This window comes from Metabacillus kandeliae (assembly GCF_021166585.1).
Lineage (GTDB): Bacteria > Bacillota > Bacilli > Bacillales > Bacillaceae > Metabacillus_B > Metabacillus_B kandeliae.
The window spans coordinates 19,595-44,582 of sequence record NZ_JAJOZE010000016.1; the positions used below are offsets into that span (position 1 = coordinate 19,595).

The window sequence follows — 24,988 nt, forward strand, 5'->3', positions numbered from 1 at the left end:
AAGATAAGGTGTTGGCAAATGAGTATCCTTAATGTTAAAAACCTGAGCCACGGTTTTGGCGACCGCGCGATTTTCAACGATGTTTCCTTCCGGCTGCTGAAAGGCGAGCATATCGGCCTGATCGGCGCGAACGGCGAAGGAAAATCAACGTTTATGAACATTATTACCGGAAAGCTTGAGCCTGATGAAGGAAAAGTTGAATGGTCAAGAAAGGTGCGCGTCGGCTACCTTGACCAGCATGCTGTTCTTGAGACAGGGATGACAATGCGTGATGTCCTGCAGGGCGCTTTTCAATATTTGTTTGATCTTGAAGCGGAAATGAATGCCTCATACGATAAAATGGGCAGCGCTGATCCTGATGAGCTTGAGAAGCTTCTCGAAGATGTCGGCATCATTCAAGATACATTAACAACAAACGATTTTTATGTTATTGACTCAAAGGTGGAGGAAATTGCCCGCGGCCTCGGACTGACTGATATCGGCCTTGACCGAGAAGTGCAGGATTTAAGCGGCGGACAGCGGACAAAAGTGCTTCTAGCCAAGCTGCTTCTTGAAAAGCCGGAAATCCTTCTGCTCGATGAGCCGACGAACTATCTGGACGAACAGCACATTGAATGGCTGAAGCGCTACCTGCAGGAATATGAAAATGCATTTATTCTTATTTCGCATGATATTCCCTTCCTGAACAGTGTGATCAACCTGATTTATCACATGGAAAACCAGGAGCTGAACCGCTATGTCGGCGACTATAACAACTTCATGCAAATCTATGAAGTGAAAAAGCAGCAGCTGGAGTCAGCTTATAAAAAGCAGCAGCAGGAAATTGCCGGACTGAAGGACTTTGTTGCCCGAAACAAAGCCCGGGTTTCCACAAGGAACATGGCGATGTCACGCCAGAAAAAGCTCGATAAAATGGATGTCATCGAAATGGCGAAAGAAAAGCCAAAGCCAGAATTCCATTTTAAAGAAGCAAGAGCAGCAGGCAAAGTGATTTTTGAAACAAAAGACCTTGTGATCGGCTATGATGAGCCGCTTTCAAGACCGCTGAACCTCCGCATGGAGCGCGGCCAGAAAATTGCTCTCTACGGTGCCAACGGAATCGGGAAAACGACGCTATTGCGCAGCATCCTTGGCGAAATTAAGCCTGTGTCAGGTGAGGCTATGCTCGGCGATTACCTGGAAATCGGCTATTTTGAACAGGAAATCAAAACAGCCAATCACAATACATGTATTGAAGAAGTATGGCAGGAGTTTCCTTCGCTTAACCAGGCTGAAGTGCGTGCAGCCCTTGCTAAATGCGGACTCACAACAAAGCATATCGAAAGCAAGGTCGAAGTATTGAGCGGCGGAGAGAAAGCGAAAGTCAGACTCTGCAAGCTCATTAACAACGAAAGCAACCTTCTCGTGCTTGACGAGCCGACAAACCATTTGGACGTGGATGCGAAAGAAGAATTGAAGCGCGCTTTGAAAGCCTACAAAGGCAGCGTCCTTCTCATCAGCCATGAACCGGAATTCTACCGCGAAGTCGCAACTGAAACATGGAACTGCGAATCTTGGACTACTAAGGTGTTTTAATGATAAAAAAGCTGGCTGTGCCTCTTGAGGAGGCTGCAGCCGGCTTTTTTTATATTTTTTTTTAAAATTTGGCTGTTGATTTCCGTTCCAGTCGGCCCCCTTCCACTCCAATCAACAGGTGTGTAAAAATCAGCATTCTTCTTTAATATCGCCTTTTACGGCATGCAGCGCACGTAAAGCATTTACTGCGTGCAAACCCCAATGGGTTTGAAAACTAAACTTCAAATGCCAAATTGCTTCGTTAGGCGTATTTTGCTCGAATAATATGATACCTTCTTTAAGGTCTTTATAAATGTCTAAAATATCGTCTGACAGGCTTCCGCACACTGGCTCTTCTAACTTATAGGGGTCAAATACTTCCCAGTAATATTCATATTTGGCGAAATCGGCCTTTGGAAAAGAAATTTCAAATTGTGGTGCTTCTGCATGATCAGGTTCAACTTCAGGAAGTCTTAGTGCCTTTATGTATAATTCTAGAAGTGCAGCAAGGAGTTCGTCCAAACTTTTTTCATTAAAACCATGTAGCGAATCAATCATAGTACAATAATGATTAGCTGAGGAAAGAAAACTCTTAACATCTTCATTTATCATACTTAAATCCTCCGATATTAAAGAATGCCTCTTGTAGAGGGTATTGTCGGATAGAGAATACAGAGCCGTGCTGGCTGGTTTTTGCACGCTATTGAGTGATTTGTTGGCGATTCTGAGCCAAAACGGACACTTTTTACTCCCAAATGCAAGATTTCGCTTTAACAGAGTAAAGAAAAACGCCGAATATATGCGGGTTTGCGAGTTTTATATGCAGGTTTGAGGATTTTATTTGCAGGTTTTGGAATTTTATTTGCGGGTTTTGAAATTTTATATGCAGGCTGCATCCTTTCCTTGCATGTTACAGCGTTTATGTGCGGGTTCAACCCTTTATGTGCAGGTTCAACCCTTTATGTGCTGGTTCAACCCTTTATGTGCAGGTTCAACCCTTTATGTGCTGGTTCAACCCTTTATGTGCAGGTTCAACCCTTTATGTGCAGGTTCAACCCTTTATGTGCGGGTTGAACCCTTTACGTGCGGGTTCTTAACCCTTTACGTGCAGGTTCAACCCTTTATATGCGGGTTCAGGCCTTTATATGCGGGTTCCCTGTTCACTGGTTTCAGAGACAAGGATCTCTCACCTCAAAGCACTCCCCCCAAAAAAACAAAAAAGCTCCTGCCCCAAAAAACAGAAGCTTCCCGTCAGAAGGAAAACAGTTTCTTTATCGCTTTTTTCAGGCTGCTTAACGCTTCGATGTCAAAACGGCTGCCGGTTCTGTGCAGGGCAAAGGCGTGGGCGGGTTTAAGGCCGGAAAAATACGGTTGGATTCCCATCAGCTTGCATTCAGTGAGGAAATCTGCTGCATGGCCAGCTCCTTCGTCCGTTACTTTGCCTACGGCACTGAAGTCAATGATTGCTTTTTCTGCACTGCTGCTGTTCAGGCTGCTGGCAATCCGGCTTCTGTTTTCACCTAGAAGCGCAGAATCAAGGTCGCCAAAAAGCGGAATGAGGACGAGTTTCTCAGAGAGATAGATGACCGGACCCGACAGCTCCGTAATCCGCAAAAGGGATTCTTCCAGCTCTTCCTTTTTGAACAGCAGCTCAAGATCGGTTTCAGCAAGTCTTTTTTGCTGCTGTTCAATTTTCCCAAGCAGATTCTCCATGTGGCTGTCCTGCGGGCTGCAGATCAGGCCAGCTTCAGCGCCATCCCATTTGAAGTTGATTCGAAAGGTGTTTAGGGAGCCGTCTTTCGTGACCATGGCAAGTTCTGTTTCCCCTTTTTGCCGTGTCTGAAGAACGTTTACTGCTTTTCTCCGGCTTCCAGCATCAAGAAGATCCATGAAGCTGCTCTGGATCTCAAACTGTTCTTCCGCTTCCCCTGAGTAGTCCACTATTTCAAATTCCTCTGTGATTTGAAAATAAGGAAGCGGAAAGTTTCTATTAATTTGGGATTTGTTCTTTTCTGCTGAAGCCATAATTTAACCACCCATTTAAATCCTCAAGTGAAGGTATCAATTTTGTATGTTCCGAGCATAGCATTTTAAAATCATGAAGCGGGACAAGCCTTCCGCCGAGCAGCACCGTTGGCCTGTGGTCCAATGCTTCCAGCTGTTCAATATATCCGGCAAGGGAGCTGACTCTGTAGGCGGTTGTAAAGGAGAGTCCAATCACATCCGGCTTCCACTTTTCAGCCGCGGACACGGCATATTCCAAGGGAAGATTGCACCCGAGAAATTTGGTTGTCCAGCCTTTTTCTTTAAACAGCAAATCAATCATTTTTAAGCCCAGGTAATGATTTTCATCCTGCACGCAGAGGAACAGGGCTTTGCGGCCGTTCTGCGGATCTTTCCGTTTTTGCGTCACATCATGCTGGTAGCGGGAAAGCACAAAGTCACATGTCGAGGTGGCCAGATGCTCATCAGCAACAGTAATGGAATTGTCTTCCCACATCTCTCCGATTACCCCCATTGCTGGTGTAAAAAGTTCTTCAAAAATTTCCATCGTGTTTTTGCCGGCTGCGAGATCTTCTTTGACAATTTCCCAGGCTGAGGCGTGGTCTCCGTCCAAAAAGAAAAAAGCCAGTTTTTTATGCACTTCTGTCATTTCTTTCACTCCCATCTTCTCTTCTGATGCAAGCTAAAAGGAGGGTTCTGTCCGGACTCAAGCCTTGGACTTTTCAATCTCTTCCACAAGGAGGGAAAGCTCTGTCCAGCGGTCCATCGTCCGTTCAAGCTCTGCTTCTGTTTCCTTTTGCTTTTCAAGAAGCTGATGAATTTCACCATAATCGCTGCCGGCTGCTTCAATTCCAGCCCCGATTTCAGCGAGTTTCTCTTCAAGCTCAGTAATCACTTCTTCAATGGTTTCCCATTCCTGCTGATCTTTGTATGACAGCTTTTTGCGGGGCTCCTTTACCTTTGAGGCCTGCTCCACTGCCTTAGAAGCTTCTTTCTTTTCCGCCGTCTCCTGTACCATCTTCGCTGCCATGTACTCGGAATAGCTGCCATTAAAGCGGGAAATAACGCCATTTCCTTTAAAAATAAACAGGTGGTCAATCACGCGGTCCAGAAAATACCTGTCATGGGATACGGTAATCACAACGCCTGGAAACTGATCAAGGTATTCCTCGAGCACTGAAAGCGTCTGCGTATCCAGATCATTTGTCGGCTCATCAAGGAAGAGGACATTCGGTTCTCCCATCAGTACACGAAGAAGATAAAGCCTTCTTCTCTCACCGCCTGAGAGCTTGCGGATCAGGTTCCATTGGGCTGATCTCGGGAACAAAAAGCGCTCCAGCATCTGCTCTGCCGTAATGGTGACACCTTCTGTCGTCTGGACAACCTCTGCAGCTTCTTTAATGTAATCAATGATTCTCAAGCTTTCGTTCATTTCCAGGTTTTCCTGCGTATAATAGCCGATCCGGACGGTTTCACCTGTTTCAATGATGCCGGCATCCGGTTGAACTCTCCCGGCCATCATATTTAAAAGGGTCGATTTCCCCGTACCGTTCGGCCCGATCATGCCAATTCGGTCGCCAGGAACAACGAGATAGCTGAAATCCTGAACAAGCTGCTTTTCCCCGTAGGATTTTGCAACACCCTCAAGCTCCATGACTTTTTTGCCAAGTCTGACAGAGCCCAGGGCAAAATCAAGCTCCCCGGCAGGGCCATCGAATGTTTGCTCCTGCAGTGCTTCAGCTCTTTGAATTCTTGCCTTTTGCTTTGTTGTTCTCGCTTTGGCGCCTCTTCTCAGCCACGCAAGCTCTCTGCGGAGCAGATTTTGCCTTTTAGATTCGCTTTGAACGGCCTGTTCTTCTCTTTCTGCCTTTTTTTCTAGAAAGCTCTCATAATTTCCTTCATAAAAGTAAAGTTTTCCCTTATCAAGCTCATACATCTGATTGGTTACTCTGTTCAGAAAATATCTGTCATGCGTCACAATCACAAAAGAGCCTTTGAACTGGGCAAGGAAGCCTTCCAGCCACTCAATTGTTTCCTGATCCAAATGGTTGGTCGGTTCGTCCAATATCAGGAGATCACTTGGCTGTATGAGGGCTTTTGCAATTGCGACCCGTTTTTTTTGGCCGCCAGAAAGCAATTTTACCTTATCTGAAAAACCTGTAATGCCAAGTTTAGTCAGTACGGTTTTGGCTGATGTACCGGCATCCCAGGCATCGTGCTCATCCATTTTCTGCTGCATGCTCATTAAGCGGGCAAGCTTTTTTTCATCTTCAGGAGCCGATTCCAAGTCAGCCTGCGCCTGTTCGTATTCGCGGAGAACGGTCATCACCTTTGAATCCCCGTAATAAATCTGCTCAAGCACAGTCAGGTCCTCATCTAAATCTGGCGACTGCGGCAAATACTCCAGCTGAAAATCATTGGCGTGCGTCACTTTGCCTGACTCTGCCGACTCGATGCCAGCTATAAATTTCAATAATGTGGATTTACCTGTGCCATTTACGCCGACAAGACCAATATGCTGCTTTTCGGCGATTGAAAAGGAGATATGATCAAACAGGACTTTTTCACCGTATGTTTTATATAAATCTTCAACTGATAATATGCTCATTTGCTTCCCAACCCTTATTCAGGTATTTACCCTCTTTTTCTATAAAAAGACATGGAAACATATACATGTCAAAAAAAAGAACATTTCCTTCTATTGTAATTCATTTTTGCAAACTAAATAAAGTGAACCGTATTGGCTCACTTTATTTACCCTTATTCTACAATATTTTGAGCTCCTAGTGGGAAATGACTGTTTTCTGGGAACTATTGGCAGGAACTGTGATTTCTGCTTCCATCTGTACCATGCCGTCATTCTCTTCTATCATTTTAAGCTCACCCGCTGTTGCCTGATAGGAGCCGGCTGTTAAGAAAAGGGGAACATGATACGTAACAGCCCTGTTCAGCCGGTTGGTCAGCGTTACGGTCTGTGAATCTCCCGTCCCGTCATTCGGCCCTGCATAATCTGCCTGCGCTGACATGACCCCTGCTGCCGTATCGCCATTTTGGTAGACGGGTACTGAATTCTCAGTTCCGCTGTAAATATAGGAAGGATCCATGCTGCCATTCTTCATCTGGAAAGTTCTGTAGCCAACCCATGGATCACCGGTCAGCTCAACAGAAGTCGTCGTCGCAAAAATGGAGCTGTCTCTTTCATCAATTCGATCTTCGTGTGTATGTCCATGAACGCCAAGCTTGATGCTGTACTGTTTCATCAAAACAAGGATCTCCTTGGAGCCTTCCCCGTGCCAGAGCTGATCATATTTAATTCCAAGTTTTTCGCCAAGCAGGAGGTTGGAAAGGGTCTGCGGGTTATGCTGCTCGTCATAGTTTTTCCAGTAGCGCACCACTTCAGGGTCTGAGGATGGCCAAATATCTCTGTCATGATGAAGCGGGTTGTTGTGGGACATCAGAATTTTCATTTGCTCCGGACTTGTCTTTTTCTCATTTTCAGCCAGATCATTTTTCAGCCAGTTCATCTGTTCTTCCCTGACCTGCCCTCCCCATGTTCTGACGGAAACCGTGCCGCTTCCGGTGCGGTCCTTCTTATCCCAGTCAAAGGAGTTCAATGCAGCGATGTGGGCATAAGGGCCGTAATCAAATGAAAAGTAAGTCGGACCGAACGTTTCATTCCAGTATTTTAATCCATCTGAGAGGGAAAGGTCCTGCGCATAGCCGTCATGATTGCCAGGTACTATGTAGACTGGTACCTGCAGCTGCTGCAGCACACGGAAGACCTCCTTGTATTCATAAGAGTATTCTCCGGGATTCAGCTGTCCAAAAACAAGGTCGCCTGATAAAAGAACAAAATCCGGTTTTTGCAGGTTAATTTCCTGAATTGTTTTGTTTAAGTAAAGCCAGCGCTTGCTCTCATCCGGATTCCAAATGCCAGCCTCTTTCGCATAGGAAAGCTTCACAAGGTTACGAGGCGAGCCGACATGGATATCCGTTAAATGAATAAAGGAAAAGTCCTTTTTAAACTCCTTTACAACCTTTACCGAATGATGCTGCACATCTGTTTGTTTTTCACCGTCTGCCTTATAGGAGACAGCAAGATCGTAAAGATTTTCGGGCACATCCTCTGGTATCTGAACGGTAACATCATAAACCGTCCCATCCTTTTTCCAGTAGGAAGATCCCTTTTCAGCTGAAACCGTCTGAAGGGAATAAGCTGCTTTGATCGGTGATTGTTCAGGACTCTGAATCTTGACCTGCCAATCTTCAGGGGCCTTGCCATGTGTATCCACTTTCACAGTCAGCGTTTGTCCCTGCTTCTTGATGGCAGGTGTTGAAAAAAGCGGATAGATAATATCATTGATTTCTTTCTTGTTAAGAATCGAAAATTCGCTGTGCTCTGCTGCTTCCCCGATTCCCCCGTCCTTTGCTTCAGGTGATGCAGCTTGAGTCTGAACAGGTAGAATCATCATAAAAGCGGCATACAAAACAATTAAACCGGCATTTATAGGATGTTTCTTCATTACTTTCCCCTCGCTTTCCTGCTTGCTTCAGCTTCAGTATAGCGAGTAAACGTTAAGGGCTGGTGAAGAAATGATGTCAACCATTTCATTCCAGAAACGTTCATTTATTGATTGTGTTAAGAAGGATTTTACATATACCTTTTTCTGCTGGGTTTCCAATAAAAAAAGCGAACCAGGATCCTCACCCGGTTCGCTTTCCCATTATTTATCCATTTTCAGCTTTGCGAGTGCCTCTGCAAGAGCCGGATTGGAGAAGTCGTCGTTTTGCTTATTCATGTAGCTTGCGACTTCACGCTTGGAAACATTTTTGTTTTTGCTGTTTTTGCGTCTTTCGTTAAACGAGGACATTTTTTCCCTGTGCCCGCATTTGCAGACAAAGATCTGGCCCTCTCCTTCGCCGCGAAGCTCAAGCTTTTTATGGCAGTTTGGACATCTGGCGTTTGTGACCTTTGCAATGTTTTTGCGGTGGCCGCATTCCCTGTCCTGGCAGACAAGCATTTTGCCTTTTTTGCCGTTCACTTCAAGCATGAGCTTGCCGCAATCAGGGCATTTTGTGCCTGTCATGTTGTCATGCTTAAAGGTGTCCTTGCTGTTTTTAATTTCCTGCACAACCTGCTTTGCATAGCTTCTCATCTCACCGATAAAGGCGTCCTTTTTCAGCTTGCCTTTCGCGATGGAGGAAAGCTTCAGCTCCCACTCGGCTGTAAGGGTTGGTGATTTCAATTCCTCAGGCACCAGCTCAAGCAGCTGCTTTGCTTTTGAGGTAATAAAAATTTCCTGTCCTTTTTTCTCGATCATAAAGCTGTTAAACAGCTTTTCAATAATATCCGCTCTTGTCGCTACTGTACCAAGACCGCCGGTTTCCCCGATGGTTTTGATCAGTTCCTTGTCCTCTCCTGCCATATAGCGGGCAGGATTTTCCATCGCAGTCAGAAGCGTGGCTTCGTTAAATCGTTCAGGCGCCTTTGTTTTGCCTTCTGTCAGCTTCAGTGCGACAGATGCAAAAGCATCGCCTTTTTGGACTGCCGGCAGAATCTGGTCGGCTACACCATCAGATTCTTCTTCATCCTGATACTTGCCGTAAATTTCCTTCCAGCCCTGGGCTGTGATCCGCTTGCCTCTGGCGAAAAATTCTTCGCCTCCGATTTCAGCAGAAACGGTTGTCTGCTCATATTCAAACGGCGGATAAAGAACAGACAGGAACCGCTTGACAACCAAATCATAAATTTTCCGTTCCTGCTCGCTGAGCGCGCCAGGCACAGCATGCTGCTCCGTCGGGATGATCGCGTGGTGGTCGCTGACCTTGCTGTTGTCAACAAAGGCTTTGCTCGTTTGAATCGGCTTGGACAGGATTCTGGAAGCGAACTTGGCATATGGCTGCACATTGCACGCTTCTACGCGGTCTTTCAGCGTATCCACCATGTCTGTTGACAGGTAGCGGGAATCTGTCCGCGGATAGGTGAGCACTTTGTGCTGCTCATACAGCTTCTGCATCACAGACAGTGTTTGTTTCGCGGAGAAGCCGAACATTTTGTTGGCATCGCGCTGAAGCTCGGTCAAATCATAAAGCCGTGGGGCAAAGCTTTTCTTTGCTGTTTTCGCCACATCTGTTACAAGCGCCTTTTTCCCTTTTAAAGCAGATAGAAGACCTTCTGCTTTTTCTTTTGAAAAGGTTCTCGTTTCTTTTGATTTCCGGTCGCGCCAAGTGAGCTTCAAGCCCTCCGCCGTTCCGGTCAGGCCATAAAACGGTTTCGGCTGGAAGCTTTTGATTTCTTCCTCGCGCTTCGCAATGATCGCAACAGTCGGTGTCTGCACCCTCCCTGCTGAAAGCTGGGCATTGTATTTCGTTGTCAGCGCGCGGGTCGCATTGATGCCGACAAACCAGTCAGCCTCAGACCGCGCAACGGCTGAGTGATACAGATTTTCATACTCTTTGCCGTTTTTCAGATTTTTAAAGCCGTCCTTGATCGCTTTATCGGTCACAGAGGAAATCCAAAGCCGCTTGACAGGCTTTTTCACATGAGCTTTTTCAATGATCCAGCGCGCCACAAGCTCGCCCTCGCGTCCGGCATCTGTGCCGATGACAATTTCAGCTACATCCTTCCGGTTCATCTGGGCCTTTACCGTATGAAACTGCTTGCTGCTTTGCCTGATCACTGTCAGCTTCAGCCTGTCAGGCAAAATCGGCAGCTCTTCAAGCGACCAATTTTTTAAATTTTCCCCATATGCTTCAGGATCAGCCAATGTCACAAGGTGCCCGAGGGCCCATGTCACAATGTATTTGTCTCCTTCAAAAAAGCCATTTCCCTTTTTCCCGCAATTCAGTACGCGTGCTATATCTCTTCCGACAGATGGTTTTTCTGCCAGTACCAGCGTTTTACTCAAAGTAACACCTTCTTATCTTCTTTTTCCAAAATTCGCCCGTTCTTCTTCGCTCATAATCTCGCCGTGATAAATCAGCTTTTTCTGAAGCTCAACGCCGAGCTCTCTTGCATATTTTTTCAATTCGCGCTCTTCTCTTTCCGTCACAAGCGACACGACAAGCCCTGTTCCCTCGGAACCGAGGCGGCCTGTGCGGCCGGACCTGTGCACGTACTGATCCATATCAGCAGGGAAGTCCGCATGAATGACCTGCTGCAATTCTTTGATATCTAGACCTCTTGCCGCAACATCTGTTGCCAGCAGAAGGGAATGCTTGCCGCTTCTGAAGCCCTTCAGCGCTGCTTCGCGGTCCTGCTTGCCGGAATCGCTGTGCAGGACGCCGGCAGGAATCCGGTCATACTCCAGTTTCTCAGAGGCAACGGTCAAATTGCCAATATCACGCATAAACGCAAGCGTCTTGACCGGATTTGCCCTTACAACCCTTTCAAGCATGGAGAGCTTATCCCTCTGCTCGCAGACGAAATAAATGTGCTCTGCCTGTGATTTTGGGGCATCCTCTGCTCTCACCACAACAGGATCCTTCATCAGCTCTTTCGCTGCTGTTTCTGTTGCTTCAGGAAGCGTCGCTGAGAAGAGTGCCATCTGGCGCTCGCTCAAAGTCGATTTGATAATCTGCTGCACAGTCGGCAGATGAGCAGGCACAAGAAGCTGATCGCCTTCATCGATAATAATTGTTTTGACCTGGTGCATTTTCATTTTCTTCATTTTAATTAATTCGTGAATGCGTCCAGGGGTGCCGGCAGCAATCTGCGGCGGCTTTTTGAGCTTTTCAACCTGACGCTTGATATTGGCGCCTCCGATAAAGGATGCTCCCTTATATTCGCTGCCTGCTGTCCACTTTTGGATTTCTTCCGTGATTTGCATCACCAGTTCATGCGAAGAGGCTAAAATGACGGCCTGCAGCTGTTTAATAGAAGGATCCAGCCGTTCAAGGATCGGCAAAAGATACGCTAGTGTTTTTCCTGTCCCTGTCGGGGACTGTCCAATCACATCTTTCCCTTCCAAAAGAAGCGGGATCGCTTTTTCCTGAATCGGCGTGAGATCGGCAAAGCCTGCCTTTTCCCATGCCTGCTGTAAAAATGGGCTTAATTTCTTTATTTCTGTCATAGTAAACTCCTTTATTTATCCATTCGGAATGTCTGCTGCCGGAAGCTTGATGGTCACGGCTGTTCCAATTCCTTTTTCACTGTCAATATGAATGGTTCCTTTATGGCGCGAAACGATCGTAAAGCAGACAGCCAGGCCAAGGCCTGTCCCCTTTTCCTTCGTTGAGTAAAAAGGCTGGCCGAGCAGGCTCATAAGCTCCGGATCAATGCCTGAGCCGTTATCCTTCAAAAGGATGACGGCCTGGTCTTCCTCCCTTTTTACATGCACAAGAATTTCACCGTTTCCTTCAATGGCCTCTATGCCATTTTTAATCAGGTTTAGAAAGACCTGCTTCAGCTGATTGGCATCGCCATAAACATACAGCCCTCTTTCAAGCTCTTCCTCTAATACAAGGGAAACATTATCAAGATGGGCCTGGGCTTCAAGCAGCACAAAGACCTGCTTCAAAATTTCCGAAAGATTTTCCACTTGAAACCGGACTTCCTGTTTTTTGCCGAGAATGAGCATTTCACCTGCTATCAGGTTGATGCGGTCCACTTCTGACATCATAATGTCCAGATGTGTGTCATCAACCTCTTTTGTTGCCTGCATGAGCTGAATAAACCCCTTCAATGATGTTAAAGGATTTCGGATTTCATGCGCAACTGCCGCAGCAAGCTGGCCAATGACAGACATCTTTTCAGATGAAATCATCAGTTCCTCGCTTTTCCGCACTTCTGTAATATCACGCGCCACTCCGAATACTCCGCTCACCTGCTTTTCAACCACAATCGGAAGGAGTGAGCAGCGCAAGATCAGCTTTTCCTGCTTTCGGTTAACAATGACTGTTTCAAATTTCTGTGGGTGGCCCTGCAGCACCTGTTGGAAAGCCTGTTTTGATGCTTCCCATTCCTCTGCTGCAATATAATGATCCACACGGCAGCCCTTGACGTCCTTTTGCCCGCTGCCGATCATTTTTTCGCCTTCCACATTCAGGTTCACGATATTCCCTGCTTTGTCCATTTCAAAAACGGCATCCGGATTGTTTGTATACAGGGACTGGTAATGTTCATTGCTTCTCCGCAGTTCCTCTTCTTTAAGAATCAGGGCATTTCTTGATTGTATCAAGCTTTTTGTTCTTTTAAAAATAAGGATATACAATACGATACCAGTCAGGAACACAAACAGCCAGCCTTTTGAGTGCTGATAAACATTATACAGCTCCAGCTGATTTTGTGCCAAAACCATGGAAATCCAGTCGCTGACCAGAATCCAGAGCAGACCTGATATTATATAGTAGAAAGAAATTCTCAGGGCAATGCGATGTGACTGTTCCATATCCGCTTTCCGCCTTTGTCTCAAAGTGCCTCATCTAAACTTCTTGAGGGATTTCGCTCTCTTATCATTTTAACTTCCAAACGAGGAAAATAATAAAAAATCTTGCTGGAAAATCCAGCAAGATTTTAAGCGCCCGGCATCAGGAGGGCATCTCTATAAGATTCAAGCGATTGATTCACAATGGTTTGAAAAAATTCAGGGTCTGCTTCAGGCAAAAGCTTTTCAGCATACTCCCAGGCGTTTTCTTCGATTTTTAAAGCAATGCGCTTTTTTTCGGAATCGCTCGCTGAAGGATTTTCCAGCCTTTCCGCCAGACCTTCAAGCTCAAGATCCTCTGCATGTCCGATTTCATGGGCGCATACAGCCTCCAGATATTCCGCATATCTTTCAAGCGAATGAAACATTTGCATGCATTGTCTTTTGATCGTTTCTGTATAAATCGTAATGGTATGAGAGCCAAGATTATACTTTCCGCCAATCAGGCGTCCATCCGGAAAAAATGTATCAATGATCATGTCCGCTGCACTGCCGGACTTTAAGAGAAGAGCATCTGTCATCTGTTTGATCTGTTCGTTTTTCACTTGCTGTTCTACTTTCTCCTTTTTAAAAAGGCAACATGGTGTTTACCCTCTTCTTTTGCTGGTAAAACCTCTTTTGGAAATAAACTCAGTTTATTATATGGCAAAAACACTGTCAATAGAACCCGTTTAAAAATAAAGCAGGGAATGCCTCGTTTGAATAGAAAGGTAAGGAAAAGGAGGTGAAAAAGATAACTGTTTCAATGAAGCCATTCAAAACAACTAGAGGATGGCCCTTCCCATTCCTTCCCCCTAACGGTATTTGCTGAAAGGACCAAAGTATTCATTTCGCATGATAGATGGGCTGCCTGATTGAAAGAACACCCAAATCGGCGCGGCATCCAATTCAGGACACCAGGAAAACAGTTGCCTGTCCCCGTACCGGATGGCCCCAAGGGCAAGCGGAAGCTCTTTTACAAAAATGGCATTTCTTTTTTCTGAAACTCCAGGCTGATACACGTCATCCACATGCACATATGCCTGAAACACAATCCTTCTATTTCTATACAGCCACAATCCGAGTACTTCATCCCGCATGCTCGTAATTTTCTCATAAGCATACTCTCTTCGGATCATAAGAAACAATTGACCTGTCTGATCGGAGTGCGTCAGCGTATATTTTCGTCCCTCTGCCGGCCCGTACAGGGAAAGACCGCATTCAAAGGATACAGACAGTTTGCCAGGGTTTAATTTTTCCATTGCAGCCTCCTTTGGGTTTTGGGCATATGTATATAGAAGCTTTAAAAACAGATTACTCCGTTTCTTTTTATAAAAAAGAGGGAAATAATCCAATATATGCAGAAAGGAGGGATATAGAATGGAACGAAACGCTGTCTTTCCTGATCACGAGCATTTGGATAAAATCACGTACAGTTATGACCCTTCCGGCGACCTGACCGTTTCCTCATATACGACACCTGCCTTTTGCATTTACTGCAAATCACAAATCGACGGTTTCTTCCCTTTTCGCGACAATGACCACAAAGCTTCCATTACATGCAATCATTGCGGCGAAACAAATTATTTTCTAATTGGCGACCAAGATACAGCAGAACTTTATATGAGTTCGCATCACATCTTTCATGACCTGGGGCCAGATGGCAGCCAGACAATCAGCAGAATGCCGATCGTTTTAAAGGATATTTACTTTTTAAATGAAGGCATGCTTGAAAAAGTCCAGGAATGCACCGGAATTAACTTCTTTTTTGAAACACAGGAAATAGAATTGAGTAAATTAATTAAAAAAGTATGCAGCGAAACGGGGATTTCCTATGAGGACTTATCCGAAAAAGATTTAGGACTCCACCCCCTATTCCCAACCCTGCCTCCGCTCGTCAACAAATGGCTTCATTTATTGACGAAGATTGAATGTATCTAGAAAAGCGGAAGCCGCTCGTTCAGCCCCGACAAGCATAAGACGGACAGCCGGAGAAAGGCGACTTTTCCTTTCTCTGGATGACCGGCTTATGACCTCGAGGGGCTAGCGGCTGGAGCTGGACAATCTAGAAATGCGGAAGCCGCTCGTTCAGCCCCGACAAGCATAAGACGGGCAGCCGGAGAAAGGCGACTTTTCCTTTCTCTGGATGACCGGCTTATGACCTCGAGGGGCTAGCGGCTGGAGCTGGACAATCTAGAAATGCGGAAGCCGCTCGTTCAGCCCCGACAAGCGCTGGTGCTGAACATCTGAAAATTATCCTCAAAAAAAAAGCCGGGCTAAGCAGCCCGGCTTTCCTTATGCATTATTTCGCAAACACGTGGTTTCCGATTGTTTCAACTTTTACTTTTCCATCCATGAAGCCTGAGCCTGAACCGTTAGGGTTATAGAAATATAGCGGTCCATCACTGTCCGCACCTTTGTCCAGTGCTTCTTCTACTGCATTCTCTGCATCTTTTGTTGCAGCATCGTTGATTGCTCCATTGGCAACTGGTGAGAATTGTCCTTTTTCATAGATAACATCCTTCACAGTGTCAGGGAATTTGCTGCTTTCCATTCTGTTCAAGATAACAGAAGCAACTGCTACTTTCCCTTCATGAGGCTCGCCTTTTGCTTCAGCGTCAACGAGTCGCGAGAGCAAATCTTTATCACCGTAGGAAAGATCCTGAGATGAAGCAGCTTTCACTGTCTCTTTTGCTGCCGCCTTTACATTTTCGCCAGGAATCTCAAGGTTTTCTCCAGCGTATATCATATCACTTGTTCTATTGTTCGCTTCTTTAATAGATGAAATGGATACATCATATCGCTGCCCAAGGCCGTACAAGGTGTCACCTTTATGTACGTTAATTTCCTTTGCGCTTGCGCTCGCTTGTCCTGCAAATGTTAGAGCCCCAACTGCTACCGCTGAGGATAGTACTAGATTTTTCATTTTCATGTTCTAAGTTCCTCCCTTTGTAGTTGCTCCTGTACTACCCTAACAGAATAGAAAACTCTTTTCAAAGATTTGCGCTCCCCCTCAGCCCCTCTTATACATCATCAGCTTTACTGAGGAGAATTTAAGAAGAATTTCCTCTGTTTTCCTGACTTTCTCAGCCTTTTTGGCGGGTCTTTCATAAAACAGGCAAAGAAAAACTATTTTGATTGGGGCGTAAGACGGGATTCTGATGCCGGAATATAAGTGATGGAAGTCCCAGCAAATAGTTTTGTGAATCACTTGAAAAAAGCAAGGTTATCCTTTATTATTTACCTAGGTAACCAATTAGGAGAATGATAATGAACAATCAATTAATTATTCATGAATTTTTTCAAAAATACCGCTGCATCACAAAGCAGGCAAACAGCCGCCTGCAGCAGCATGATTTGTATAATGCCCAGTGGTCCATTCTTTACATATTGGACCGTTTCGGCCCTTTAAGCCAGACAGATATATGGCGCTACTTGAATGTAGAAGCTCCTACTATTACAAGAACGCTGACAAGAATGGAAGACTGCGGCTGGATTACCCGGACGACAGGCGCTGACAAGCGGGAGAGGATCATTCAGCTGACAGAAAAAGCAAAAATCCTCATTCCTGAAGTAAAGGAAACAACCGATAAATTTGAACAGGATATGCTGCAGAATCTCTCACAGGAAGAAAAAGAAATGCTGTTTCATTTGCTGAAAAAAATGGGCAGCACACAACATTCACATCAATTGGAGGAACATAATGAGCAGTGAAAATAGAACACCGATTTGGACAAAAAGTTTTGTGAGTGTCTTTCTCATAAACTTTTTTATTTTTTTGGCATTTTACGGCCTTTTAACAGGCCTGCCGGTTTACGTGCTTGATACGCTTCACAGATCTGATACAGAAGCAGGGCTTGTCGTAACCGCCTTTTTGCTTTCCGCTATTCTTGTCCGCCCTTTTTCGGGCAAGCTGCTGCAGGATTTCGGCAAAAAAAAATTATTGATCATCGGCATGATTCTCTTTATGCTGACAACCTTTGTTTATATGCTGGCATCAGGATTTATAACCCTGTTAATTCTTCGTTTTATTCACGGCATTTGGTTCAGCGTGATTACAACAGCTACAGGCGCGATCGCAGCTGATGTTATTCCTGTAAAACGAAGAGGCGAGGGACTCGGGTACTTTGGAATGTCTATGAATCTCGCCGTTGTTTGCGGACCTTTTATTGCTCTGAGCATGCTGCAGTTTGTTAGTTTTCAAACGCTGTTTGTTATTTTTGGTCTCATTTTAGCCGTTGGGGTTCTCTTCACCTTCTTCATTAAAGTACCTGTGCATGAACATGCTGTTCCTGCTAAAAAGAAGCTTTCCATACATGATTTATTCGAAACAAAAGCACTTCCTGTCGCCCTTACGGCAAGCATTGTTGCCTTTTCTTACGCAAGTGTTATTTCGTTTATTTCGATTTACGCAAAACAGCTTGGGCTGATGAGCACGGCAAGCTACTTCTTTGTCATTTTTGCCGTTGTGATGCTGATCTCCCGTCCGTTTGTCGGAAGGCTGTTTGACACAGCAGGCGCCAAGGTCGTTATTCTGCCGGCCTTCGTTTTCTTTGCAGCAGGAATGGTTTGCTTAAGCTTTACTCATTCCGCTTTTATGCTGCTTTTCTCAGGAGCTTTAATCGGGCTTGGCTACGGGACGCTCGTGCCATGCTTTCAGACGCTCGCCATTCAGTCGGCTGATCATAAAAGAAGCGGCCATGCGACAGCAACTTATTTTACGCTGTTTGATACAGGGATCGCGGCCGGCTCTTATGTTCTTGGCATCTTTGCCGCCGCTTTCGGCTATAACAGGCTGTACTTCTTCGCGGCCATTCTCATTCTGCTCGCCCTCTTTGTCTACACAAGGGTAAGCAAAGCGAAGAGAGCACAGACAGCATACGAACCGGGAAGGCAACTGTAAATAACCTGCTTATTAAAGAAGAGATGCCCTGTAAACTTAGAGGGCATCTCTTCTTTTTTTGTTAGGCTATGTTTAAGAAGATTGTTTATTTTTACACACCTGTTGATTGGAGTGGCAGGCGGGAGACTCCTGCGGGAGCAGCGGGACAGATGAGACCCCGCAGGCGCAAAAGCGCCGAGGAGGCTCAGCGCCCGCCCCGCGGAAAGCGGACGCCTGAAACGGAAATCAACAGCCAAATTAACAGAGCCTTTTGTAAACGCTTTGGAGGAGTTATGCTTCACCCGATCACTTCCGCACTAACCCATCCTGTATAAGCTGCTGCTTTTGATCCGTCAGCGTTGTTTCCAGTGAGTGGTATCTTATGCCGAGTTCTTTCTTGCTCCTTGTATTATCAAACTTCAGCGGCAATCCAACATTCTTAGAAACATACTGTCTTGTCAATCCAAGAGAAGGTGCAAGCAGCCAAATTAACGGCTTCGGTACTTCTCTTTTCGGAAGAGCATACTGACCATTGCTGTTTTTCCCAAGTACTTTGGCAAAATCCAAGAGGCTCGCAGCCTGATTGGATAAGATGTACCTGCCTGAAGCATTTGGCTTAAAGGCTGCGTAAAGATGGGCGATGGCCGCATCCCGCACATCCACCGTGTCATTAAGCAAGTTTGGAACCCCTGTTTTGTATTTCCCATTAAGCAAATCCAAAACGGTTGCAATGCTTGTAGAATCGACACGTTTTGCCAGTGAAGGTCCAAGAAGGAATCCAGGGTTAATTGTGACAAGGTCCCATCTATTCTGTTCGGCGTTTATTTTCCAGGCTTCCTTTTCAGCAATCGTTTTGGAATAGCTGTAAGGCTGATGGCCGGCTGAACTAGTGGTATTCCAATCCTTTTCTGTGAAAAATTCTTTTCCTTTCATATCTATGCTGTCTCCATAGATCGCTACCACGCTGCTGGTGAGAATGACGCGCTTCACGGAATCCGCCTTATTAACAGAATTCAGCACGTTACGGGTACCTTCCAGTGCCGGCTCAACCAAATCCTTTTCAGCATCCTTAATGCCGCTGATGATAAATGGGGAGGCTGTGTGAAACACGTACTCTGCCCCCTCAGCCGCTTCATCAAAGCTTCCTCTTTTCAAAAGGTCGGCTTCAAATACCTGCAATGTCCCTGGTGAAGCTGCTTCGATTTCAAGAAGATGAGCATACTTTTCCTGCTGATTCTTATTGCGGGCAGTCATCCGGACTGTGTGTCCTTCTTCCAGCAGATACTTTATGATCCAGGATGCCAGATATCCTGTTCCTCCTGTGACTAATACTGTGGTTGGGTTCATTTTTATATCCTCCCTTAATTTGTTTATATGTTTAAGTGTTTAAGTGTTTAAACATATAATATAAGAGAAGCTGCCGCTTGTCAATACGGCAGTTTCTGCCGGAGGAATCTCCGGCTATCTATCAATCTTTTGCTGTCTGCAGCTGCTGGCTTGCAAGCTTTCTGTACAGCGGATGCGTGTGATACAGCTCTTCATGTGTTCCCTGTCCTGTTATAGCCCCTTTTTCCAGCACAAGAATCTGATCAGAATCCACAACAGTGGAAAGCCTGTGGGCGATGACAAATGTGGTTCTTCCCTTCATCAGGTTGCCAAGGGCTTCCTGCACAAGGCCTTCTGATTCACTGTCAAGGCTTGAAGTCGCTTCATCCAAAAGCAAAAACGACGGATTTCTTAAGATCGCCCTGGCAATGGCAATTCTTTGCCGCTGTCCTCCTGAAAGTTTAATGCCCCTCTCCCCTACTTCCGTCTGATAGCTGTCAGGCAGCTTTTCAATAAAGTCGGCGGCATTGGCCATTTTGGCAGCATGCCTGATTTCCTCTTCAGAAGCTTCTCTTCCAAGACCATAGCAAATATTGTCCGTGATCGTACCTGACATCACAGGGCTTTCCTGTGACACATAGCCAATCTGCTTCCGCCAGGACAGAAGGCTCTCTTCCTTAATATCCTTGCCGCCTATTTTTATTTTTCCTGAGACAGGACTGTAAAACCGCTCGATCAAAGAAAAAATAGTAGTTTTACCGCTCCCGCTCGGACCGACAAGGGCGACGGTTTTACCTGAAGGAACACTGAAAGAAACATCCTGCAGGATTGGTTTTTCATTTTGATAGGAAAAAGAAACATTTTCAAAATGGAGGTCTTTGCTCACCAGCTTTTCCTCACCCGCTTTGTCCTCTTCCTTATTCATCTGAAAGAGCTCGTGGATCCGTTCTGTTGCTCCCATGGCTTTTTGAAAGGCTGTGAAAAAGGAGGCGAGCTGCGTAAACGGAACGATAATTTGAAACATATAGATAATAATGGCGACGAGCGCACCTGCTGTCAGCTCTCCTGAAGCAACACGGACTCCGCCGTAGCCGATCAGCACAACGAGCGCAAGCATCATAATTGTGGTGATAAATGGAGAAATAATCGCCTGAATTCTTGCTTCTCTCAGTCCAAACCGGAAGAGATTCTGCACGCCTTCCCGGCCCTTTTCTCCTTCTGCTTCTTCCCCGCTGTAGGATTTCACCAGCCGGATTTCTCCAAGCACCCGGCCGAGATTGCCGCTGAACGAAGCCATTTCATCCTGTGTCATCTTAGAAATCTTATACATCTTCCGCCCGATCGGCATTAAGATCAGCAGCGACAGCGGAACAACCGTCAGCATAATAGACGTCATTTTCCAGTCCAGCATGAGCAGAAAAATAATAGAACCTATGATAGAGATGATGCCTGAAACAAACGTGACAAGATGGTTTGTGATAAGGGTTTTGATCGTGTTCGTATCCTGTGTGATCCTGCTCATCGTTTCCCCTGACTGATGCTTGTCAAAATAGGAAATCGGGAGCTTCAGAATGTGTGCCCAAAGGCTTGTCCTGATGCCCTTCACTATCGTTTCGCCTATGTAGGACAGCAAATAATACAGCACACCTCCCGAAATTGTCTGCAGCACAAAAGCGGAAACTAAAAGAACGATAATATTCGGCTTAAGCCCTGCTCCTGATACTTGATCGACCAGCTGCTTTGTAAAAAGCGGGACAATCAGGCTTGCCCCTGTTTCAAGCAGGCTCAGCAAAAAGACGGTCACCACCATGGAAACCGGCGGCTTCTCCAGCTTTAAAAGCTGAATAAATGAAGAAAGCTGATTTTTGCCTTTCATACTTTTTCTCCTTCTCTCTTTCTATAGAAAGTTCTTTGATGTAAAATAGATGAAAATCCATATAGAGGTGATAGTCATGAGCAAAAGTTCAGCTCACAAAAAACGGCTGCACAGCATCCGAAACGGTGCCAGCAATCCTGAGATGCTTAGAGGCGCAGATTCCGGCTTAAGTCTGCACGTCAGAAAAACGAAAACAAAAGCCGATAAAGTGAAAAAAGAAGCATTCAAACACAAAAAGCGATTCCTTTCCGAAAAACGGGATGAAGGGAATCGCTTTTATTATACCTTTTCAGATGCCAAAAGTATTGCCTCCGTTAACAGACAGGCTCTGGCCTGTGATAAACGAAGACTCGTCTGAAGCAAGAAACACGCAGGCACTGCCGATATCAGCCGGGATTCCCATCCTTCCGAGCGGGACATTCTTCTGATACGCCATCAGGGCATCCTGTCCGACACCTTCATGCCGCTCGACCGGCACAAACCCCGGGTTCAGTAAATTGACTCTGATTCCATATGCCCCAAGCTCGCTCGCCCACGAACGCGTCATTCCAAGCATCGCTGATTTCGCTGTTACATAATTTGAAAAGGAAGAGTTGCCAAGCTGAACAACCTCACTGCCAATGTTAATAACAGATCCGCCACTTTCTTTCATGTCAGGCAGCACCGCCTTCATCAGCAATAAAGGCGCTTTGACGAAAAACACCAGCTGATCCTCATAATCCTTCCATGAAGCCTCTTCAAGGCTCAGCTCCGGCTGCGGGCCTGTTGCATTGTTTACTAAAATATCAACTGGCTGCTGCAGAAGCTGTTTTGACTCAGCAATAAGGGAAGCTGCCCCTTTCTCATCTGTTACATCTCCTTTAACGGCAAAAGCAGTGCCGCCCTGCTGTCTGATTTCTTCTGCCGCATCATTAGCCTGGCTGCTGTTATGAAAATAATTGATGATCACCTTTGCCCCTTCTGCTGCAAGAGAAGCGCAAACGGCTTTCCCAAGCCCTCTTGATCCGCCAGTTACAAGGGCTGTTTTACCCTTAAGCCTCATCACTTTTCACCTTCATTCCGCACCTGCCATTTCTTTTCTAAAACAGGTGTTTCGTAATCCGCCATGTACTGTATCAGTTCTGCCGGATCTTCAGTTGCATGCAGCAGGCTGAGGGGCGAATTTTTCGCAAAGCCTTCCTCTGCGCTATGATGAACGAGCGCCAGCAGCGGGTCATAATAGCCTCTTACATTGTAGAGCCCGATCGGCTTTTCATGAATGCCGATCTGCGACCAGCACAGCACCTCAAAAAGCTCCTCAAACGTCCCGAGCCCGCCAGGCAAAGCAATGAACCCATCCGCAAGACTCGCCATTTTCGCCTTTCGCTCATGCATGCTGTCCACTTCAATCAGCTCAGTCAGCTCCGCATGAACAATCTCCCCGCGTAAAAGACCTGAAGGCATAATACCGGTGACTTCCCCGTTATGACTCAGAACCTCATTCGCCACCTCGCCCATCAGGCCCGTCTTTGAACCTCCATATATGAGCCGAATGTTCCGCTCAGCCAAGAACCGGCCAAGCTCCTTCGCTTTCATCCGATATTCTTCATGATTGCCGGCACTGGAGCCGGCAAAAATACAAATCGATTTCATTCTTTCAACTCCAGACTTTGATTCTCTTACTACTATTCTACTTCACTATTCCCGCAGAAAATGTGGAAAAAAACCGAAAAATTGACCAGTAAATAAATTCCATTTCCCATGATATAATAGTGGGGACAAAACAGAGGGGGAAAGGAATGAAAAAAGCACTCTTCAGTTTATTGATTCTTGTCCTGTTTCTCTCAGGCTGCGGCGCTTCTGCAGGGTCCATCATCAGCTATAAAAAATCGAGCTATGGAAATGTACCGAGCGAGATTGGCGATACGAGCAGGGTGAAGGGCATTAATCTTCAAGCCTTCGACACAAAGCTTCAGAAAACCGAATATATACCTGCTACTGGAAAATGGCTTAGCTTTTCCGGCAAGGGAAAAGGAAAAATCGGCGGGTCCATCACAAATGGCTATCAGCTCCCCGGGTCAGAGGTGGCATTCACTTTAAATTCAAGACCAAAGGGCATGAACATCCGTTTTCAGCTGACGGAACGGGATATAAATTTAAAGAGGATTTCCTTAATCAAAGAGCAAGTATCCGGCAAATTGAGCTTTAAAGCGATCCTTCCCAGGAAAGAAAATGCTTTTTATCTGTTAAGCTGCGAGATACTAAGCAAAGCGGGTAAAGCCGAAGATGCGGCGCTGTTTTCCGTTTATGCCATAACACCCGAAATCAATGCCAAGTTTTCTCCCAGTAAAAAAGTTTATCAAACAAATGAAGCTGTGAAGCTGACGTATGTAAGCTTTGGACCGCTCCCTCTCATGACAGGCGCGGGCTATATCGTTGAGAAATACCGCCATAACCGCTGGGAAGAGATCATTTATCCTCATCAGGCTGCTTCAGCCGTTGGTATTCTTATTACCCCTGAACATCCTTTCAATATAGATGCCGGTCCGCTTGAAAGAGGTAAGTACCGGGTTATTAAGAGTGTTGATGTAAGCGGATTTGATTTAAAGCAGAACCTTGCTGCTTATTTTGAAGTTAAATAGTGTTGGCAAAACACTGGTTCGAGAAGCCCGAAAGCAATGGGGCTTCTCATTTTTTGTTTAGAAAATTTGACCACTTTCAAAGCAAACACCAAAAAAGCTGCCACAAAGCAGCTCCTTATTACAATTCACTATTACGCTCCCCCATAGGAGTGATTTGCCAGCTTACGCCAAACTTGTCTTTCAGCCATCCGTAACCCTGCTTTTCCCCTCCTGCCGAAAGTTCCTCCCATAAACGATCTGCTTCCTCCTGAGTTTCACATGAGACATAAAGAGAAATACCATTGCTAAATGTAAAATAAGTTCCCCCATTTGATGCCATTAATTCCTGTCCATCAAGATAAAAGCTAACAGTTCTAGTAGTTCCCTCTGTTCCATGTTCTCCCTTGCTAAACCTCGTAACATTCATGATTTTGGAGTTTTTGAAAATAGAAACATAAAAATTGACTGCCTCTTAAGCTTGGTGCTCAAAACACAAATGGGGTGTTATTTTTTGCATAGAAATGTTCATCTCTTCCTCCTCATTTTTTAGCAGGTCCATGCGATGCTTTATTCGCTTAGCAGCATATAAAACCTTTCAGGGTGTGACTATAAAAAAACGTGCAGAAACCAAATTCCGCACGCTTCCTTTTATCTTTCTGTAAATTCCTTCAAAATCCCATCATAACTAAGCAGCTCTGTACCAGTATAAACCACATCCGCTTTATGAAGCGTTTCTTCCGACCCCACGCCAACCGCAAACATCCCGGCTCCCTTAATGGAATCCACACCTGCTGCTGCATCCTCAACTCCAATGCAGGCAGATGCTTCCACATTCAAAAGCTTTGCTGCTGTAAGGAAAATTTCGGGATCGGGCTTTCCTTTTTGAATTTTCGCCGCATCCACAATTACATCAAACTCTTCCTTTAAACCAAGAGATTCCATCACAGCAAACGCATTTTTGCTGACAGAGGCAAGCCCGAGCTTCAGTCCGTGCTTTTTGATCTCTTCCAATAACGGCTCTATGCCAGGAAGAATATCAGCTGGTGTAATCGTTTCAATCAGTTTTACATAGTGCTCGTTTTTCTTCGCGGCAAGCTGTTCTTTTTCTTCCTGTGAAAAATCCTTTTCCCTGCCGCCAAGCTTTAAGATGAGCTCCAGCGATTCCATCCGGGAAATTCCCTTCAGCTGCTCGTTATCTTCCTTTGTAAAGGTAATGCCGATTTCTTCAGCAAGGCCCTTCCAGGCTAAGTAGTGATATTCTGCGGTATCTGTAATAACTCCGTCCAGGTCAAAGATAAATGCTTCGATTTTGCCCATCATTCAAGCCTCCGGTAAAGGGGGG

General features: G+C 45.7%; 21 protein-coding genes and 1 pseudogene. 5 read left to right on the plus strand and 17 right to left on the minus strand.

The genetic code is table 11. From position 1 onward, the window contains the following. The first annotated feature begins 18 nt into the window (after nt 1–18). Nucleotides 19–1,575: an ABC-F family ATP-binding cassette domain-containing protein gene (locus LRR81_RS19850; protein WP_231791157.1), complete on the plus strand. Its 1,557-nt coding sequence runs from the start codon at nt 19–21 to the stop codon at nt 1,573–1,575. A gap of 129 nt (nt 1,576–1,704) precedes the next feature. Here LRR81_RS19850 and LRR81_RS19855 read toward each other — a convergent pair whose 3' ends face one another. From LRR81_RS19855 to LRR81_RS19900, 10 genes are all read right to left on the minus strand, one after another. Then, nucleotides 1,705–2,166, minus strand: a complete 462-nt coding sequence (locus LRR81_RS19855; RefSeq protein ID WP_231791158.1) for a DUF5063 domain-containing protein — start codon at nt 2,164–2,166, stop codon at nt 1,705–1,707. 639 nt (nt 2,167–2,805) lie between these two features. Next, nucleotides 2,806–3,579 carry an STAS domain-containing protein gene (locus tag LRR81_RS19860; protein ID WP_231791159.1) on the minus strand — a complete coding sequence of 258 codons (774 nt, stop codon included), beginning with the start codon at nt 3,577–3,579 and terminating at the stop codon, nt 2,806–2,808. After that, nucleotides 3,545–4,207 (minus strand): cobalamin B12-binding domain-containing protein, encoded by a 663-nt coding sequence (locus LRR81_RS19865; protein WP_231791160.1) that lies wholly within the window; start codon nt 4,205–4,207, stop codon nt 3,545–3,547. Before LRR81_RS19865 ends, LRR81_RS19860 begins: the two co-directional genes overlap by 35 nt. A 57-nt stretch (nt 4,208–4,264) precedes the next feature. Continuing rightward, nucleotides 4,265–6,166 (minus strand): ABC-F family ATP-binding cassette domain-containing protein, encoded by a 1,902-nt coding sequence (locus tag LRR81_RS19870; protein WP_231791161.1) that lies wholly within the window; start codon nt 6,164–6,166, stop codon nt 4,265–4,267. Nucleotides 6,167–6,341: 175 nt separating this feature from the next. Next, nucleotides 6,342–8,081, minus strand: coding sequence for a metallophosphoesterase family protein (locus LRR81_RS19875; RefSeq protein WP_231791162.1), 1,740 nt, complete (start codon nt 8,079–8,081; stop codon nt 6,342–6,344). Nucleotides 8,082–8,282: 201 nt separating this feature from the next. Then, a complete protein-coding gene (locus LRR81_RS19880) occupies nt 8,283–10,466 on the minus strand; it encodes a DNA topoisomerase III (RefSeq protein WP_231791163.1) in 2,184 nt (727 codons plus the stop codon). A 12-nt stretch (nt 10,467–10,478) separates the two neighbouring features. Beyond that, entirely contained in the window at nt 10,479–11,630 is a 1,152-nt protein-coding gene (locus LRR81_RS19885) for a DEAD/DEAH box helicase (RefSeq protein ID WP_231791164.1), read from the minus strand. Nucleotides 11,631–11,645: 15 nt separating this feature from the next. Next, on the minus strand, nt 11,646–12,947 hold the full coding sequence (locus tag LRR81_RS19890) for an ATP-binding protein (protein WP_231791165.1): 1,302 nt from the start codon (nt 12,945–12,947) through the stop codon (nt 11,646–11,648). 125 nt (nt 12,948–13,072) lie between these two features. Beyond that, nucleotides 13,073–13,528 carry a hypothetical protein gene (locus tag LRR81_RS19895; RefSeq protein ID WP_231791166.1) on the minus strand — a complete coding sequence of 152 codons (456 nt, stop codon included), beginning with the start codon at nt 13,526–13,528 and terminating at the stop codon, nt 13,073–13,075. Nucleotides 13,529–13,777: 249 nt separating this feature from the next. Continuing rightward, nucleotides 13,778–14,224 carry a staygreen family protein gene (locus LRR81_RS19900; RefSeq protein WP_231791167.1) on the minus strand — a complete coding sequence of 149 codons (447 nt, stop codon included), beginning with the start codon at nt 14,222–14,224 and terminating at the stop codon, nt 13,778–13,780. Nucleotides 14,225–14,342: 118 nt separating this feature from the next. Here LRR81_RS19900 and LRR81_RS19905 point away from each other — a divergent pair, with 118 nt between their 5' ends. Further along, on the plus strand, nt 14,343–14,903 hold the full coding sequence (locus LRR81_RS19905) for a hypothetical protein (RefSeq protein ID WP_231791168.1): 561 nt from the start codon (nt 14,343–14,345) through the stop codon (nt 14,901–14,903). 361 nt (nt 14,904–15,264) lie between these two features. On the opposite strand, the gene LRR81_RS19910 is transcribed toward LRR81_RS19905, so the two are convergent. Further along, a complete protein-coding gene (locus LRR81_RS19910) occupies nt 15,265–15,894 on the minus strand; it encodes a cell wall hydrolase (protein WP_231791169.1) in 630 nt (209 codons plus the stop codon). Between the two features lie 338 nt (nt 15,895–16,232). On the opposite strand from LRR81_RS19910, the gene LRR81_RS19915 reads away from it, so the two are divergent. Both LRR81_RS19915 and LRR81_RS19920 read left to right on the plus strand, forming a co-directional pair. Further along, nucleotides 16,233–16,676, plus strand: a complete 444-nt coding sequence (locus tag LRR81_RS19915; RefSeq protein WP_231791170.1) for a MarR family winged helix-turn-helix transcriptional regulator — start codon at nt 16,233–16,235, stop codon at nt 16,674–16,676. Continuing rightward, nucleotides 16,666–17,865, plus strand: a complete 1,200-nt coding sequence (locus tag LRR81_RS19920) for an MFS transporter (protein ID WP_231791171.1) — start codon at nt 16,666–16,668, stop codon at nt 17,863–17,865. The genes LRR81_RS19915 and LRR81_RS19920 overlap by 11 nt, the downstream gene beginning before the upstream one ends. Before the next feature lie 285 nt (nt 17,866–18,150). On the opposite strand, the gene LRR81_RS19930 is transcribed toward LRR81_RS19920, so the two are convergent. From LRR81_RS19930 to LRR81_RS19945, 4 genes are all read right to left on the minus strand, one after another. Beyond that, complete coding sequence (locus tag LRR81_RS19930; RefSeq protein WP_231791172.1) at nt 18,151–19,191, minus strand: SDR family oxidoreductase; 1,041 nt, start codon at nt 19,189–19,191, stop codon at nt 18,151–18,153. A gap of 121 nt (nt 19,192–19,312) precedes the next feature. Next, nucleotides 19,313–21,046, minus strand: a complete 1,734-nt coding sequence (locus tag LRR81_RS19935) for an ABC transporter ATP-binding protein (protein WP_231791173.1) — start codon at nt 21,044–21,046, stop codon at nt 19,313–19,315. 289 nt (nt 21,047–21,335) lie between these two features. After that, a complete protein-coding gene (locus LRR81_RS19940; protein WP_231791174.1) occupies nt 21,336–22,088 on the minus strand; it encodes an SDR family oxidoreductase in 753 nt (250 codons plus the stop codon). After that, a complete protein-coding gene (locus tag LRR81_RS19945) occupies nt 22,088–22,678 on the minus strand; it encodes an LOG family protein (protein ID WP_231791175.1) in 591 nt (196 codons plus the stop codon). The genes LRR81_RS19940 and LRR81_RS19945 overlap by 1 nt, the downstream gene beginning before the upstream one ends. 146 nt (nt 22,679–22,824) lie before the next feature. On the opposite strand from LRR81_RS19945, the gene LRR81_RS19950 reads away from it, so the two are divergent. After that, entirely contained in the window at nt 22,825–23,667 is an 843-nt protein-coding gene (locus LRR81_RS19950; RefSeq protein WP_231791176.1) for an immunoglobulin-like domain-containing protein, read from the plus strand. Nucleotides 23,668–23,785: 118 nt separating this feature from the next. Here LRR81_RS19950 and LRR81_RS19955 read toward each other — a convergent pair. Both LRR81_RS19955 and pgmB read right to left on the minus strand, forming a co-directional pair. Continuing rightward, a pseudogene (locus LRR81_RS19955) lies at nt 23,786–24,106 on the minus strand (VOC family protein); the annotation flags it as partial. Nucleotides 24,107–24,294: 188 nt separating this feature from the next. Continuing rightward, on the minus strand, nt 24,295–24,966 hold the full coding sequence (pgmB, locus tag LRR81_RS19960; RefSeq protein WP_231791178.1) for a beta-phosphoglucomutase: 672 nt from the start codon (nt 24,964–24,966) through the stop codon (nt 24,295–24,297). Nucleotides 24,967–24,988: the final 22 nt, after the last annotated feature.